The sequence below is a fragment of the Niallia sp. CD-39 genome (assembly GCF_059874745.1).
Window position 1 is genome coordinate 598,428 of the sequence record NZ_JCBCPS010000001.1, and the last position, 14,867, is coordinate 613,294.

Annotated in this window: 18 protein-coding genes; 2 read left to right on the forward strand and 16 right to left on the reverse strand. The window is 36.8% G+C overall.

Annotation, left to right across the window (positions count from 1 at the left end):
• The 7 genes from AC6F34_RS03020 to AC6F34_RS03050 form a co-directional block, all read right to left on the reverse strand.
• Positions 1-1,272, reverse strand: coding sequence for a peptidase (locus AC6F34_RS03020; protein WP_500768828.1), 1,272 nt, complete (start codon positions 1,270-1,272; stop codon positions 1-3).
• Positions 1,273-1,289: 17 nt separating this feature from the next.
• Positions 1,290-1,949 carry a 3-oxoacid CoA-transferase subunit B gene (locus AC6F34_RS03025; protein ID WP_500768830.1) on the reverse strand — a complete coding sequence of 220 codons (660 nt, stop codon included), beginning with the start codon at positions 1,947-1,949 and terminating at the stop codon, positions 1,290-1,292.
• A complete protein-coding gene (locus AC6F34_RS03030; RefSeq protein ID WP_500768832.1) occupies positions 1,934-2,632 on the reverse strand; it encodes a CoA transferase subunit A in 699 nt (232 codons plus the stop codon). The genes AC6F34_RS03025 and AC6F34_RS03030 overlap by 16 nt, the downstream gene beginning before the upstream one ends.
• On the reverse strand, positions 2,625-3,986 hold the full coding sequence (locus tag AC6F34_RS03035; RefSeq protein WP_500768834.1) for an aspartate aminotransferase family protein: 1,362 nt from the start codon (positions 3,984-3,986) through the stop codon (positions 2,625-2,627). Before AC6F34_RS03035 ends, AC6F34_RS03030 begins: the two co-directional genes overlap by 8 nt.
• Before the next feature lie 279 nt (positions 3,987-4,265).
• Positions 4,266-5,249 (reverse strand): S66 family peptidase, encoded by a 984-nt coding sequence (locus AC6F34_RS03040; protein ID WP_500768836.1) that lies wholly within the window; start codon positions 5,247-5,249, stop codon positions 4,266-4,268.
• A gap of 112 nt (positions 5,250-5,361) precedes the next feature.
• The gene (locus tag AC6F34_RS03045; RefSeq protein WP_500768838.1) at positions 5,362-6,831 is read right to left on the reverse strand and encodes an NAD(P)/FAD-dependent oxidoreductase; all 1,470 of its coding nucleotides are present in this window, start codon (positions 6,829-6,831) and stop codon (positions 5,362-5,364) included.
• Positions 6,832-7,021: 190 nt separating this feature from the next.
• Positions 7,022-7,192 carry a YjcZ family sporulation protein gene (locus AC6F34_RS03050; protein WP_500768840.1) on the reverse strand — a complete coding sequence of 57 codons (171 nt, stop codon included), beginning with the start codon at positions 7,190-7,192 and terminating at the stop codon, positions 7,022-7,024.
• 205 nt (positions 7,193-7,397) lie between these two features.
• Between AC6F34_RS03050 and AC6F34_RS03055 the strand changes: the two genes are divergently transcribed.
• Positions 7,398-8,096 (forward strand): YjjG family noncanonical pyrimidine nucleotidase, encoded by a 699-nt coding sequence (locus AC6F34_RS03055; protein WP_500768842.1) that lies wholly within the window; start codon positions 7,398-7,400, stop codon positions 8,094-8,096.
• Positions 8,097-8,186: 90 nt separating this feature from the next.
• Here the strand turns inward: AC6F34_RS03055 and msrB are convergent, their stop codons facing one another.
• The 5 genes from msrB to AC6F34_RS03080 all read right to left on the reverse strand — a co-directional run bounded on the left by msrB (position 8,187) and on the right by AC6F34_RS03080 (position 11,523).
• Entirely contained in the window at positions 8,187-8,624 is a 438-nt protein-coding gene (gene msrB / locus AC6F34_RS03060; protein ID WP_500768844.1) for a peptide-methionine (R)-S-oxide reductase MsrB, read from the reverse strand.
• Entirely contained in the window at positions 8,621-9,106 is a 486-nt protein-coding gene (gene msrA / locus AC6F34_RS03065; RefSeq protein WP_500770107.1) for a peptide-methionine (S)-S-oxide reductase MsrA, read from the reverse strand. The genes msrB and msrA overlap by 4 nt, the downstream gene beginning before the upstream one ends.
• Before the next feature lie 123 nt (positions 9,107-9,229).
• On the reverse strand, positions 9,230-9,814 hold the full coding sequence (locus tag AC6F34_RS03070) for a YpmS family protein (protein ID WP_500768846.1): 585 nt from the start codon (positions 9,812-9,814) through the stop codon (positions 9,230-9,232).
• An 11-nt stretch (positions 9,815-9,825) separates the two neighbouring features.
• Positions 9,826-10,650 carry an SGNH/GDSL hydrolase family protein gene (locus AC6F34_RS03075; RefSeq protein WP_500768847.1) on the reverse strand — a complete coding sequence of 275 codons (825 nt, stop codon included), beginning with the start codon at positions 10,648-10,650 and terminating at the stop codon, positions 9,826-9,828.
• A 288-nt stretch (positions 10,651-10,938) separates the two neighbouring features.
• Positions 10,939-11,523, reverse strand: coding sequence for an SCO family protein (locus AC6F34_RS03080; protein WP_500768849.1), 585 nt, complete (start codon positions 11,521-11,523; stop codon positions 10,939-10,941).
• A 230-nt stretch (positions 11,524-11,753) separates the two neighbouring features.
• Here AC6F34_RS03080 and AC6F34_RS03085 point away from each other — a divergent pair, with 230 nt between their 5' ends.
• Positions 11,754-12,248 carry a PCYCGC motif-containing (lipo)protein gene (locus AC6F34_RS03085; protein WP_500768851.1) on the forward strand — a complete coding sequence of 165 codons (495 nt, stop codon included), beginning with the start codon at positions 11,754-11,756 and terminating at the stop codon, positions 12,246-12,248.
• A 92-nt stretch (positions 12,249-12,340) separates the two neighbouring features.
• On the opposite strand, the gene AC6F34_RS03090 is transcribed toward AC6F34_RS03085, so the two are convergent.
• The 4 genes from AC6F34_RS03090 to tatA form a co-directional block, all read right to left on the reverse strand.
• Entirely contained in the window at positions 12,341-13,186 is an 846-nt protein-coding gene (locus AC6F34_RS03090) for a DegV family protein (RefSeq protein ID WP_500768853.1), read from the reverse strand.
• A 140-nt stretch (positions 13,187-13,326) separates the two neighbouring features.
• On the reverse strand, positions 13,327-13,581 hold the full coding sequence (locus AC6F34_RS03095; RefSeq protein ID WP_500768855.1) for a DUF2535 family protein: 255 nt from the start codon (positions 13,579-13,581) through the stop codon (positions 13,327-13,329).
• 74 nt (positions 13,582-13,655) lie between these two features.
• A complete protein-coding gene (gene tatC, locus AC6F34_RS03100) occupies positions 13,656-14,408 on the reverse strand; it encodes a twin-arginine translocase subunit TatC (protein WP_500768857.1) in 753 nt (250 codons plus the stop codon).
• Between the two features lie 125 nt (positions 14,409-14,533).
• Entirely contained in the window at positions 14,534-14,737 is a 204-nt protein-coding gene (tatA, locus tag AC6F34_RS03105) for a twin-arginine translocase TatA/TatE family subunit (protein ID WP_500768859.1), read from the reverse strand.
• Positions 14,738-14,867 lie beyond the last annotated feature (130 nt).

Below are 14,867 nucleotides of genomic sequence, written 5' to 3' on the forward strand. Positions count from 1 at the left end.
TTACGCTTTAGCTTCTGTCATACACCATTGTATCAAAGTTCGGGCAATTATCTCTGCTACCTTTAAGACCTCATCAATGACAATGTATTCATCCGCATCATGCGCAACTTCCGTGACTCCGGGTCCGAAAACAATAACAGGAGTTTCAGAAAAACGCGACAGAATTCCACCATCTGTCCCCCATGGAGAAGCTTCAATTTGAGGCTCCTTCCCGATCACTTCACAAAACGCATCTGTTAGTGTTTCCATTAGCGGATGTGGCAACGTTAAATCACCCGGTTGCCATCTTCCACCGAACCATTCCACTTCTAAAGGATGCTCTTTTAGCCAGTCATCCTTCTTCATGATTTCTTGTAAACGATCAAGTAACTCTTGTTCCGCCTCCTCCATTTTTTCATCCGGTGCAACGCCCATCCTGCCTTCAATTACAGCAACATCAGGTACTGAAGATGGCCAAGATCCACTTTGAAATTTCCCTACATTAATTGGAATTGGGATTGGAATTTGATCAAACAAAGGCTCAGTTAGACGATCATTCCTTTTTTTCTCTAGCTCCTTCAATGCCTCGACAACTAGCAATCCCTTTTCAATCGCACTAACCCCTTCATACCTTGTCCCACCATGAGCGGATTTCCCTTTTACAACAATTCGGAACCACATCGAACCTTGTTGTTTTGGAAAAAACTTTAAATTCGTGGGTTCTGTAATAATCGCACCATCAGCTTTATAGCCTTTCATCACTGCTGATAGTGTACCTGCCCCACCGCTTTCTTCTTCTATAACACTTTGAAAAAACACATCTCCCTTTAACTTAACCTCCAACGCTTGAACTGCTTCCATCGCAAGAAGCTGTGCAACAGCCCCACCTTTCATATCTGTTGCACCCCGTCCAAATAGCTTTCCTTCGATGATTTTCCCACTAAAAGGGTCATCCTTCCAGTCTCCAAGATTCCCTTCCGGAACGACATCTATATGGCTATTTAAGATCATTGACCGTCCACCACCACTTCCCTTTAATGTGGCAACAACGTTTGGAGTACCAGAAAAATCGGTACGATCTGATCGGTAGGCAGGATGTTTTATCATCTCATGATGATTCATTTCCCAAATATCTAATTGTAAATCTAGCTCTCTACACTTCTCGATGACAATTGCCTGTGCACTGCTTTCTTCTCCCCTTATACTTCTTTCCTGCACTAATCGCTGCAATAGGCTTTCTACATTCGCTCGTTGTGACCATATCCATTCATTCAATTGTTTATCTACACTCATATCTTGGTCTCCCCTTTCTATTTATCTGTTTGGTTCGGACTTATATGTACCTTACATGCTGTGTATTGAATAATGTCCTTTATCGTGTAAGGTGAAAAAATTTCTTCCACCGTTAATTGTTCTTCTTGAATTGTGTAAACAGCAAAATCTGTAATAATCATATCGACACAGGCAGATGCAGTTAATGGAAGGCTACAGCTCTTGACGATTTTGGATTGACCTGATTTATCTAATTGATTCATGACAACAATTACTTTTTTCGCCTTTTGTGCGAGTTCCATCGCACCACCCATACCTGGGATCTTTTTTCCTGGTACGATCCAATTCGCAAGATCACCAGACTGACTAACCTGTAAGGCACCTAAAATTGTCATATCGAGATACCCTCTTCGAATCATGCCAAAGGCAATCGAACTATCACAAAATGATGCACCAGGAACAACTGTCACCGGAAAGCCACCTGCATTGCACAAATTCTCATCTTCATAACCCTCTTTTGGACTTGGCCCCATCCCTGTTATACCATTTTCAGCATGAAACATAACTTGCACCTCATTCTGCAAAAAATTAGGGACAAGAGATGGGATACCGATTCCTAAGTTCACTACCATTCCCTGTACGATTTCTTTGGCTGCGCGCTTCGCCATTTGATTCCTTCTATCTACTCCCATGCCCATGTCCAATTCACTCCTTTAGATTGAATGATATAATTGACAAACACACCGGGAGTAATGATTTCATCCGGATCTAGAGAACCAACAGCTACGATTTCCTCAGCTTCTACAATGGTGATTTCCCCTGCCATAGCGACTAATGGATTCGTATTTCTTGCGCTTTTATCAAACACAAGATTGCCATACTCATCAGCTTTTTTTGCAAATATAATTGATATATCAGCCGTTAAAGCTGTTTCAATGACATATTTTTTATCCTGAAGGACACAAATCTGTTTATTTGCTGAAACGAATGGATGGTCAACTGCAATATCTGATAAGAAAGCAGGAATACCTACTCCTCCTGCTCGAATTCTTTCAGCCAAGATTCCTTGTGGTGAAAATTCAACTTCCACTTCACCACTCGTCATCAGTTCCCCTGCTATCGGATTTGAGCCAATATGAGATACAATTAGTTTTTTCGCTTGCTTTGCACATACGACTTTACCAATGCCTATATGGGGGAAGCCTGTGTCATTGCCGATTAACGTAAGGTTTTTCAGGTTGCATTCAAGCATAGCATCAATAAGTGTAGGTGGAGTCCCTATTCCTCCAAAACCTCCAAACATAATAGATTGATCATTTTGAAAGTGACGCTTGACTGATTCTACCTCAACAACTTTTTGGTAGGATGAACTATTAGGCATACTTCGTATCTCCTTTATTGACTTCAATATACAGTGACAGCTGTTTCAATGATTCTGTTAATCTCTTCATGAGATCATCAATTTCACGTAGACTAATTGTAATTGGTGGAGCAATAATCACTGCATCTCCACTGCTTCCATCAATTCCAGCACCTGATGGATAAATGAGTAGGCCTTGTTGAAAGGCCAGATTAATAATTGTTTCCCCAATATTATAATCTCGTGTAAAGGATTCTTTCGTTTCTCTGTTCTGGACAAATTCTATACCGTACATAAAACCTACACCTCTTATGTCTCCAATGAATGGAAACTGACTATTCAGTTTCAAAAGTTTGTTTTTCAAATAGACAGCATTTGTTTTCGAACGCTCTAACAAGTCTTTGTCTTGCAAATAGTTAATCACTGCCAAAGCAACAGCACATGATTGTGGATTTGCACTTAAAGTATGACCGCTCATAATGCTGTTCGATCCAGCACCTATCACATCAATAATATGTTCACCAACTAATGTACAAGCAATCGGAGTATAACCTGCCCCCATTCCTTTTCCCAATGCGACGATATCAGGTTCGACTCCCCAATGCTCGCACGCCAGCATTTTTCCTGCTCTACCAAATCCTGTCATCACTTCATCTGCGATAAATAATATATTATACTTTTCACAGATTGCTTTAATTTTTTCGTAATAGCCTGCTGGTGGTGTAATTGCACCACCAGCAGCCCCAATAATTGGCTCAGCGATAAAAGCTGCAATATGATCTGCGCCTATTCTACGAATCGCAAGCTCTAGCTCTGATGCACATAGAAGCCCACAATCATTATTTTCAAGATTAAAAGGACAGCGATAGCAATATGGTGGAGATATGATGGGTAAATCTTCAATAATTGACGTGAAGCGATTTCTTCTAGCTGAATGACCTGACATCGATAATGCACCAAGGGTGATGCCGTGATAACTCATCCATCTTGAGATTACTTTTGTTTTCGTAAAAATTCCTTGCTCTTGCCAGTATTGAATGGCAATTTTCATCGCCGTTTCCGTTGCTTCTGAGCCACTGTTTACGAAGAATGACCAATTTAATTTCCCCGGAAACAGCTCCTTGATTTTTTTTGCTAGCTCTTCAGCTGCAGACGAAGTAAATTGAGAGCGGTAGACAAAACTTACTTGATTTGCCTGCTCCATCATCGCTTCTTTAATTTCCTTTACTCCGTGACCAATATTTACAGTCACCGCTCCAGAACAACCATCTAAATATTCTCTGCCTTTCACATCATATAAATAGACGCCTTTTGCATGTTGGACCATTGGATAGTCTTTATTTAAAAAAGGCTTGATTAAAAAAGATTCCATCATTAGCACCTCACGATCTAACGCAAGTTAGTTTTCCATTTTTCAAAAAAATTTGTCCTACCGTAAATATCTATGTTTTGCTCGTAAGAATCTTTCATCATTTCATTAAGAAAAGATATTCTAAAAGTAATTGAAAATATACAACAAAAAAAAGGCCTAATAGCTTCGCTATTAGGCTGAGATTGTACACAAAGTCGATTTCTGACTTTGTCTACATTTTTTAGAGGACTTATTAACAATAGATGAAACTCACAGACTGTCTTGAAATGCTTATCAACTGTTTTAGACTGTTGGATCAATCGATATTACTACGCTAGTATCATTCGCATCAATTGAACATTCCGCACCAATTGGTAAGGTGGCGATTGGTTGAACATGCCCAATGTTCACATCTGAAATGACTGGTATCTTTTGAAGTTGTGATTTTGATTGAATAATCATAGTTAATGCCTCATTAGTCATATAAGCATCTTTAGGAAAACGGCCGATAACGATCCCTTTTATTTGATCTTCACCTGCTGTTAATAGCAAGGATTGTAGATCTCTTTCAAATGCAAGTGGATGCGACTCATCATCTTCCTCAAGGAGAAGAATCGAATTTTTTAATGATGGCATGTATTCTGTTCCCTGTAACGATCGGAATGAAGATAATTTCCCCCCAATTAATGTGCCCTTTGCTTTGCCTTCTTGTATTACAGTATAGCCATTTGATTTATGAAGTTTACGTTTTTCAAGCTCCACTAACCATTTGTCTTCATTCCAGAATAGCGAAGGTTCCACTTCAAATGGAGCTTCGTTAGTCATGACTTCTATGAAAGATTGCAGTGTATATTCTAATCCAGCTTTTGCACCGAATTTTGAAAAGTTCGGTCCAAGATAGGTAATTAACCCCGTTTTATGATAGATTGCATTGCATAGAACAGTTAGATCATTATGACCACAGATTATTTTTGGGTGTTTCTTCAGCAATGAATAGTCAATGCCTGTTAGCAGCTGGTTGCTATTGTAACCGCTATCTGCAGCTATAATCATTTTTACATTGTCATCTTTTATTGCTTCATGTAAATCTGATAATCTTTTATCAATAGACGTGCTAAAAAATTCATCATGCTCGTTTGTGTATTGTCCGAAAGTAACTTTAAATCCTAATTTTTCAAGCGTTGTGGTCGCAATCTCAACCTGCTCCCCCTTCATTGTTGCCATACTTCTAGAAGGGGCAATAATGCGAATTTCATCTCCAATCATTACTCTTTTCGCTATCATCATAAGCTCCAATCCTTTAATGTTTTCGCTTTAATTTTACCATGAGTACAACAAGATTAGATAAATCATTAAAAGAAAAGTGCTAGAACATGATGCTCCAGCACTTTTTCCATAATCAAACTTGTACTTGTTCTTTTTCTTGAATGAATGGTGAAAGTTTTTCACAAATATCTCGTGCAATCCATACTCCACATGCACCAGCTTGTGCTAATCCTCTTGTGATTCCTGCTCCATCTCCACCGACATACAATCCACTGATTTCTGTTTCGAAACGGTCATTAAGCTTTGGTCTTGCAGAGTAGAACTTCGCTTCAACTCCGTAAAACAATGTATGTTCTGACGCTAGTCCTGGGCTAACTTTGTCTAGCGCTTCTGTCATTTCGATTAAGCTCTTCATTGTATTGTAAGGAAGCACAAGTCCTAGATCACCAGGTACCGCTTCTTTTAAAGTTGGCTCTAAAAAGCCTTCTTTCATACGTTTCTCTGTCGAGCGTCTTCCTTTTAGAATATCTCCATATTTTTGAACGATGATGCTTCCATTGGAAAGCTGATTAGCTAAACGTGAAACTTCATGAGCAAATTCATTTGGCTGATCAAATGGCTCAGAGAACGTATGAGATACTAACAACGCAAAGTTTGTATTTTTACTTCCAAGTTTAGGATCTTTATAAGCATGCCCATTTGCCAACATAATTCCAGAATGATTTTCAACAACAACATGTCCAGAAGGATTGCTACAAAATGTTCTAACTTTTGTCCCTACAGAAGTATTAAAAGTAAATTTTCCTTCATATAAATGCTCATTAATTTCTTCCATCACAATATTTGAAGTTTCCACACGAACACCGATATCGACTTGGTTATTGATCATTTTCAAACGTCTTTTGCTTAGTAAGCTCTTCAACCATACCGATCCATCACGACCGGGCGCAATGATAACTCTGTCTGCATAAATATCTGTTCCTTTTTTTAATGAAACACCTTTCACATGCCATTTATCATTTGTTTTTTCTGTAATTAGATCATCCACTTCTGTCTTATAAACCATTTCAATCTTTTCTTGCAGGTAGTCATAAATGCTCTTTAATATTTGTAAGTTTTGCTCAGTACCAAGATGCCTTACGTTTGCACGAAGAAGTTTTAATCCAGCGGCATACGCTTTTTTCTCAATTTCACGAACCTCTTTTGTTAACGGGTCTGTAATCGCCTCTGTGGCACCATGCTTTAAATTGATATCATCTACATATTTTATTAAATCTATGACTTGTGAGTCTGGTAAATAATCCGTCATCCATCCACCAAATTCACTTGTAATATTAAACTTACCATCAGAATATGCCCCAGCACCGCCGAAGCCATTTGTAATTGAACAAGCTGGCAAACATCCTGCAAACTCTTTCTTCCCAATTGCTGGTGGACACTTATCTATTTTCTTCTGTAGAATTGGACAATTCCTTCTAAAAATGTCGTGACCTTTATCCAACAATAATACTTTTGCGTTTGGCATTTTTAACGTTATTTCATAGCATGCAAAGATTCCCGCTGGACCTGCACCGACCACTATTACATCGTATTTATTATTCATTGTCAATCCCCCAAAATCATTCGTTTTTAAAACTCAACATTGGATAATATAACAAATATATAACAAACAGTCAAATAAAATACGAATGAATTTAACAAAATAATTATAAACGTTCGCCTTTCTATGCATAAGGATGATGAAAAAAATAAAAGACCTGGAACATAGAATTCCAGGTCTTTCAATTTATTTGTTAGCACGGGCGATGACAGCTTGCTCCAATTATGATAAGTAAAATAAATAACACAATGATTAAAGCAAAGCTTCCAATACCACAGCCGCCGCCAGCAGGGTATCCTCCAACTGGGTATCCATAGCTAGGATAACAAGGATCTCCACATCCATAACCATAACCATAATTCATTTGCTTCCTCACTCCTCAGTTATTTAGGCATTTTCAATATCAATGTATGTAGTAGGTTCTTGTCCTGCATGTGCAAAAGCCCAATTTTTTTTGGATTAATTGAATTACCTCTTCCCTTGTTAGTTTAAGTCTTGTGATATAAACTCTATATAGGCGATAGAATATCGCATTCTAGAAATCGATAAATACAGTAGCGGAGGCAACAATGAAATACGAAACGATCTTGTTTGATATTGATGATACTTTATTAGACTTTGCAACTTCAGAACGAAATGCGCTTCAAAATACATTTACTCACTATGAAATCCCTACAGGATTATCAACCTACCACAAACCATATAAAGAAATAAGCAAAACTATTTGGACACAGTTGGAAAAAGGGGAAATTAAAATTGAAGACTTAGGGCCAGAGCGATTTAGAAGATTATTTCACATGCATTCCCTCGAAATCGACCCTATTCAATTTAATTCGACATATTTGAGCTTCCTTGGTAAGGAGGTACACTTAATTGATGGAGTAGAGGAACTGATACAAGCACTAGATAATGTACAAATTGCAATCATTACAAATGGCTTTAAAGATGTACAACATGCGAGAATAAACAGCACCACCTTCAAGCAAAGAGTCAGCAGAATCTTCACTTCCGAAGAAGCTGGATTTCAAAAGCCTGATCAACGTATTTTTGATTTTGTTTTTCGTGAACTTAAGCTGACAAATAAGGAAAAAGTATTAATTGTCGGTGATTCATTGTCTTCAGATATTCAAGGAGGGCATGCTTTTGGCATTGATACTTGCTGGTTTAATCCGCATCTCAAAGTAAACAACACAACCATTAAGCCTACATATGAGATTACAAACCTACGTGAGCTTATACCTTTGTTACATACGAAGATTGACAATTAATTACTCTGCTATAATTTTCGATCGTAATAACCTTCCTAAAAAACATGTAGCCAAAGTCGAAAATCGACTTTGGCTACATTTACTCTTCTTCTACTTTTGATCAGTATCAAACAGCTTCAAGTAGAGTCCAAATCCTTCCTCTTCAAGCTGATCTTTAGGAATAAAACGCAATGCAGCAGAATTGATGCAATAGCGCAAACCCGTTGGTTCTGGACCATCATTAAAAACATGCCCTAAGTGGGAATCGGCTGCCTTGCTTCTTACTTCTGTTCTCATCATAAAATGGCTGAAATCGTCCTTTTCAAGTATTTCTTCAGCTTCAATCGGTTTCGTAAAGCTTGGCCAGCCACAGCCAGCATCATATTTATCTAACGAACTAAATAATGGTTTTCCCGAAACAAGATCAACATAGATTCCATCTCTCGTTTCATTCCAATATTCATTGCGAAAAGGTGGCTCTGTTCCATTATTTTGTGTTACTTCATATTGCATCGGTGTTAGCTTTTCTTTTAATTGTTCTTTTTTCATTGTTTCTCACTCCAATGTGTTTGAATAAATGCTGCACGTCCCGATCCTTGATGATAGGCGTTATAGTGCGCAGGGTTTTTCTTATAATAATGTTGATGGTACCCCTCTGCCTCGTAAAAAGGAGAAGCTGGAAGAATCTCCGTAGCAATAGGTTTATTGAATTTACCACCTTCATCAAGCTTCCTCTTAGACTGCTCAGCTAATTCCTTCTGTTCTTCATCATGATAAAAAATCGCTGTTTGATAGGATTTTCCTCGATCATAAAATTGCCCACCAGGATCTGTTGGATCGATTTGTTGCCAATACAATTGAAGCAGTTTTTCATACGGAAATAATACTGGATTATAATGAATTTGCACTGCTTCATAATGACCAGTCGTTTCTGAACAAACTTCTTCATATGTCGGATTTTCCTTCGTCCCACCTGTATATCCAGAAACTACTTTTTCTATTCCAGGCATCTGATCAAATGGTTTGACCATACACCAAAAGCACCCACCAGCAAATGTTGCCAATTTTACATTTTGTTCTGACAAAGAAATCACTCCCACTTTCAAAACGATATAGAAAAGAACCCCGTTTGGGATTCTACTCTTACACATACATTAACGGATTGGCAATAATAAAGAAAATCGAATTGAATCATTTTCTAAATCAAACTCATTCATTTTCACTTTTATATCACTCTTCATGACCATTTCAGTCAAATAAACATAGATTCTTTCTTCCGATGGTACAATCTCAACCCATTCTGGTAATTTATATCGATCCTTTATAAACTTCATTACAAAGGGGGTTGGTAATTGTAATTGGCCTAAAGAAATCCCCTTTTGTTGCAAAATTAAATCACCGTTTTCTAAGACTGTAGGCTCAAATGAGATTTTCATTTCAATATTTTGATTAAAGACTGGCAAATATCCATAAAGATTAACAGCATCATCTAAAACAATTTCATATTCAATTGCTCCAGTAAGGCCTTCCTTTTCTAAATAATGATTAATCACATTGTTAACGTCCTGCTTATTTGTTTCAATATGAAATGGCGCGTAATCTTGCGTAATGAGTGTAGTAATGCCTCTTTCTTCGCGATCTCCAGAAGGAATCATCACAAAAGTAAAAAGAATGATGGGAATAAGTGCAACCAGCACTAATAATGCAAAAAACAACACTTTCCATTTGTTTTTCTTCATGTAAATCCCCCCTAGTTGTCCCTTCCTCTCGCTTCATATACTTCATCTAGAACTTGAGTTTTAAGCACATCATAAATTCGATTCCCCATAAGCTCGTACCCACGATCATTCGGATGGAAAAAATCAGTATATAGCAGATTTTCATCCTCGATTTCAAAAAGGTCGTTTATTTGGACAAAATACGTGTTTGAGTAATCCATTAAGATTTCTTCACTCTTTGCATTCCAACCTTCCATAATCATACTCATTTCAGGAATGTCAGAAAACCATTTAAGAAACGGATTATAAAGGCCAACTAACACAATCTCTGCTTCTGAATTAGCTTCCTTAATTAGAGATAGAACCTCTTCTAAATTGATCGTATATGTTTCTAAAGCATGATCAAAATGTGAAACTTGGATATTAATAAAGTTTTCACGAACAACCTTCATAATATCATTACCACCAATTGTTAAGATCACAATATCCGAGTCTGCAAGCTTATCTTGTACCTCTTCAGAATTTATTCTCTTTAACAATTGATCTGAGCGATTTCCCGTCACACCAAAGTTAGCAAATTCGGCTGTTTGCACGCCTCTTTCCATTTCTAATAATTCCTTCACATAAGGAATATAACCACCCTCCTGTATCGTTGCTCCTACACCTTTAGTGAGTGAATCACCAATAGAAACAACCGATACTGGTTCTGGAAAGAAATCATTGCCTACCATTTCTCTCTCTATTGTTTGGATTTGCCTTGAAGGTAGTTCAAATTCTAATAATGTTGCTGTTTGATATCCACAACTAGAAAGTATAAACACCGCACTAATAAGTATGATGGTGAGGAATTTTTTCAAGCGAATCACCTACTTATTCTAATGTATACCCATTATATCACGGACTACAACATGTTGAAAAAAATAGACCTGTATAAGGTCTATTCGGAATGTTTCAAATGCTAGCATACGTCGTTACGTAGAAAAAAAGTCTACATTACATTTTATTGAGTACATGACGTAACTGCACCAAGTCAAAATTACTTAAGGCATCCAGAGTACTTCCTGAAACTGAAAATCCCTCTTAAAAACTTATAGACAAAGTCGATTTCCGGCTTTGTCTACATTCCCAATAGATCTGTATAAGCCCTATTGCAATGTTTTTATATCATCAATGATTTCTTCAAATGGTGTATTAGAAACACCATCATAATATTTTTGTATCTTACCATCTTTGTTGACTAATACAAATTGTGTACCGTGAATAACCTGATCATCATTTTTTGGCTTACTAACTAAAAGTTTAAATGACTTAGGCACGTATTCTTCAATTTCTTCTTGAGTATAGCCCGTTAAGAAGTTCCAATTTGAATGATCTACATCAAATAATGTCGCAAATTCCTTCATTGCTTCAGGTGTATCATATTCAGGATCGACACTAAAAGATACAAATTCTATATTCTCTATTCCTTCTTCATTTGCAATCGATTGAATTTTGCTCATATTCGCTGTCATAGGCGGACAAACCGTTTCACAGTTAGTAAATATAAAGGTTGCTAACCATACTTTACCCTCATAATCAGCTAATGATACCTGTTCTTCATCTTGATTTATGTATGAAAAATCTTTCACTGAGTTGTTTGAAGCTCCTGGCAATGAAGGGCTACCTGAACCACATGCAGTTAATACTAGTGCAACTAAAACAAGAAAAACGATAGAAATCGATTTTTTCACTTTCTTCACCTGCTTTTCTATTTTCGAGTCTCATTGTAGCAAACCTTGATGAAAGAAGAAAGAAAAGAATATGTCAAACCTGTGAACTAATGATTAGTCTATTGATTAATTATGGCAGATTTCTAACAACGGGTTTTCTTCAACCATCTTTTTATTGAATCGATAAGATTCACTCTACTCCATCTGCTATAATCGAAATGGGTTCACTATAAACATTTGAAGGTGATGACATGAACAAAAAAATACTAGCCTCTTTTATGCTAATGCTTACTATTTTTATCGTATTGTCTGCATGCTCAAGTACAAATAAGACAGAAGAGAACCATGATGATCATATACAATACTTAGAAAATGGAGATATTCGAGAAACATTAACTTCATTTAACGAGTTACCAAGCTTTCTGAACGATAAAGAAACAAATATCCAAATCATTTATCATGCGATACCGCAATACCAGGAATTACTTGAACAAATCCCTTGTTATTGTGGATGTGGAGATGCGATTGGACATAGAGATACTTACGACTGCTTTGTTTATGATCAAGACGGAAAAGATTCTATTACATGGGATAGCCACGGGACGAAATGTGGAATTTGCTTAGAAACTGCAGCTGAGAGCATTAACCTGTTCAATGAAGGAAAGTCCGTACAAGAAATCCGTTCCTACATTGACGGTAAATACGAAACTGGCTATCCAAACCCAACGCCTACGCCAGAAGTATAGAATGTGATTTTGCACGTACTATATGCCTCTACTACTCTGTGAACCTTTAAAACAAAGAGCCTGATCTAATTGATCAAGGCTCTTCGTTTTACTTATTTATCTAAATAATACATAAACCCGATTGCTCCAGTCCCTGTATGTGTACTAATAATTGGGGTTGTTTCTTCAATTGTCACATCTTGATAACCTGTTAGTTCTTCAATTGCATTCTTAAGCTTTTGTGCAATTTCGAAACCTTCAGCATGGACAATTCCTACACCTTTGATCGTCTTATCTTTCGCGTCTTCTGCAAATTGCTTTGCCAAATACTTAACAACTTGTGTATGGCTACGGACCTTTGCAACAGGTGTATACACGCCACCTTCTAAAGAAGCAATGGGCTTAATATTTAATAAAGACCCAATAAGCGCACGACCTTTACCAATACGTCCACCTTTAACTAAATTCTCTAATGTATCAACAACTACAAACAAATTGCTCTTACTTCTGATTTCATAGACTTTAGAAACAATTTCCTCAACTGAAGCTCCATCCTGTGCCATTTTTGCTGCCTCAACTACTTGGAAAGCTAATGCTTTTGATATAAATCTAGAGTCAATGACCGTTACATTTGCTTTAGACATCTCTGCAGCGCTTTCAGCTGATTGGACAGTTCCGCTCATTCCACCAGTCATATGAATGGAAATCACATCATACCCTTCATCTGCTAAGTTGTCATATAGCTCCATGAAAGAACCAGCAGAAGGCTGTGAGCTTTTAGGTAACTCGCTAGACTTCTTCATCTTTTCAATAAATTCACTAGGAGAAATCTCTATGCGATCAAGATAAGTTTGTCCATCAATATGGATCGATAAAGGTACAATCTCAATATTCAATGCTTTTACGATGTCTTCATTTAAATCAACAGTAGAGTCAGTTACAATTTTCACTTTATTCACGGTTTTCACGTCCCTGCTTATACAATTCTCATTTATTATACAGTTTTCTTATTTTGATTGAAAGAAATATTATGTATTCGTTCTCCTATGATCCTACTTCCTTACAGAAAAAGAAGCATCGGAATGCCGATGCTAAATGATCATGCGTTGTTTTGAATCTGTTGAAGGTCAAATATTTGGGAATAGATTGACCACTTATTCCTTCTTTTTACGTATTCTTTAAAAGAATGCGTAGTTGAAGTCTGTTCCTTTGCTTCATACAAGAGAAGAATGAATTGCTTCAATCGTACTTGTACAATGAAATAGTTCGGATGGTGCTGATTAATAACTGGAATCTCCACAACTTTTACTTTTTTACCATATGCATTAAAAAATTCAATGCTTTTTAAAAGCAAGCTATCAATCCTCTTTTTCGCCCGATTTCATTCATTATAACCGATAACCCATGAAAGAATTGTCAAAACATGACTTATTCTTCTAATTCAATATCATTCTGCTCTGCCCACTCTTTTTCCTTCTTCAGTTTTTTCTTGTACACAATTTTTGATAAATTAATACTAATTTCATACAGGATTAATAATGGAATCGCAACAATAATGTCTGACATCAAGTCTGGTGGAGAAATCAAGACTGAGATGACGACTAATACAAAATAAGCGTATTTACGTATTCTTTGTAATACATACGGATTAATAACACCTAAAGATGTTAAGAACATTGCTACAACCGGTAATTCGAACAATATACCAAATGGCAATGTCATGTGAAGGATGAATTTGAAATACTTATCTGCGGTAAAGTTTGTTTCAATCATGCCTTCCCCTAACTCCACAAGGAAGTTTAACACTGTAGGAAAAATGACAAAGTAGCCAAAACAAATTCCTACGATGAAAAGTAAGAATAGTGCTGGTACGTATGAAAGAGAAATCTTTCGTTCGATAGGTTTTAATGCAGGTTTTACAAATGCCCAAAGCTGATACGCAATAATTGGGATCGTTCCTGCCAAAGCAATGACTGTAGCAATTGTAAAGTATACCCATACAATATCACTTGGACCTAGTACAATAAGCTTTACGTCTAGGTCTCGTACAATCCATTCATAAATATCTGTTACAAAAGCAAAACCAATGATGAAAAAGACAAAAAATGCAACGACTGAAATAATCAGCCTTTTTCTAAGTTCATCTAGATGTTCAATCATGTTTAATTCTTTATCTGCCATACAACGTCCCCTGCCTGTTCGAAATGTTGAGCCGATAGGCATGAAAAATGACCTACACCCTCACCCAAATTGTTAAAGAGCGCATAGGCCATTCTCCAAAGAAAGAGCGATAAAAACCTCTTGTATTATTTCATCGTCTTTTTCTTTTTATCCTCATCAAGGTCAATGTCATCGATTACGTCACTTGTTAATTCTCGTGTTGATTTCTTAAATTCTTTTAACGTTTGTCCAAATGCTCGGCCAATTTCAGGAAGCTTTTTCGGTCCAAATATGATTAATGCAAGTACCAGGATTAAAATTAAGCCAGGTACACCTATGTTAGAAAGCATGGTAGCAGCCCCTTTTCATGAATCTATTTTATTTCTAACTTCATTATAATATTAATTTGTCTTGCTTGGGGAAAGCAAGGGCAATGTTCACATTTATTTCACAATAAAATAATTAAGTATTTTTCAAAAA

Coding starts and splice junctions, on each gene's coding strand:
- msrA (WP_500770107.1), bottom strand. CDS start 9,106: ATGGTCAAACCATTTGATCAGATGCCTGGAATAGAAAAAGTAGTTTCT.
- AC6F34_RS03025 (WP_500768830.1), bottom strand. CDS start 1,949: ATGGGCATGGGAGTAGATAGAAGGAATCAAATGGCGAAGCGCGCAGCC.
- AC6F34_RS03055 (WP_500768842.1), top strand. CDS start 7,398: ATGAAATACGAAACGATCTTGTTTGATATTGATGATACTTTATTAGAC.
- AC6F34_RS03050 (WP_500768840.1), bottom strand. CDS start 7,192: ATGAATTATGGTTATGGTTATGGATGTGGAGATCCTTGTTATCCTAGC.
- AC6F34_RS03085 (WP_500768851.1), top strand. CDS start 11,754: ATGAACAAAAAAATACTAGCCTCTTTTATGCTAATGCTTACTATTTTT.
- AC6F34_RS03020 (WP_500768828.1), bottom strand. CDS start 1,272: ATGAGTGTAGATAAACAATTGAATGAATGGATATGGTCACAACGAGCG.
- AC6F34_RS03040 (WP_500768836.1), bottom strand. CDS start 5,249: ATGATGATAGCGAAAAGAGTAATGATTGGAGATGAAATTCGCATTATT.
- msrB (WP_500768844.1), bottom strand. CDS start 8,624: ATGAAAAAAGAACAATTAAAAGAAAAGCTAACACCGATGCAATATGAA.
- AC6F34_RS03030 (WP_500768832.1), bottom strand. CDS start 2,632: ATGCCTAATAGTTCATCCTACCAAAAAGTTGTTGAGGTAGAATCAGTC.
- AC6F34_RS03035 (WP_500768834.1), bottom strand. CDS start 3,986: ATGATGGAATCTTTTTTAATCAAGCCTTTTTTAAATAAAGACTATCCA.
- tatA (WP_500768859.1), bottom strand. CDS start 14,737: ATGCTTTCTAACATAGGTGTACCTGGCTTAATTTTAATCCTGGTACTT.
- AC6F34_RS03045 (WP_500768838.1), bottom strand. CDS start 6,831: ATGAATAATAAATACGATGTAATAGTGGTCGGTGCAGGTCCAGCGGGA.
- tatC (WP_500768857.1), bottom strand. CDS start 14,408: ATGGCAGATAAAGAATTAAACATGATTGAACATCTAGATGAACTTAGA.
- AC6F34_RS03070 (WP_500768846.1), bottom strand. CDS start 9,814: ATGAAGAAAAACAAATGGAAAGTGTTGTTTTTTGCATTATTAGTGCTG.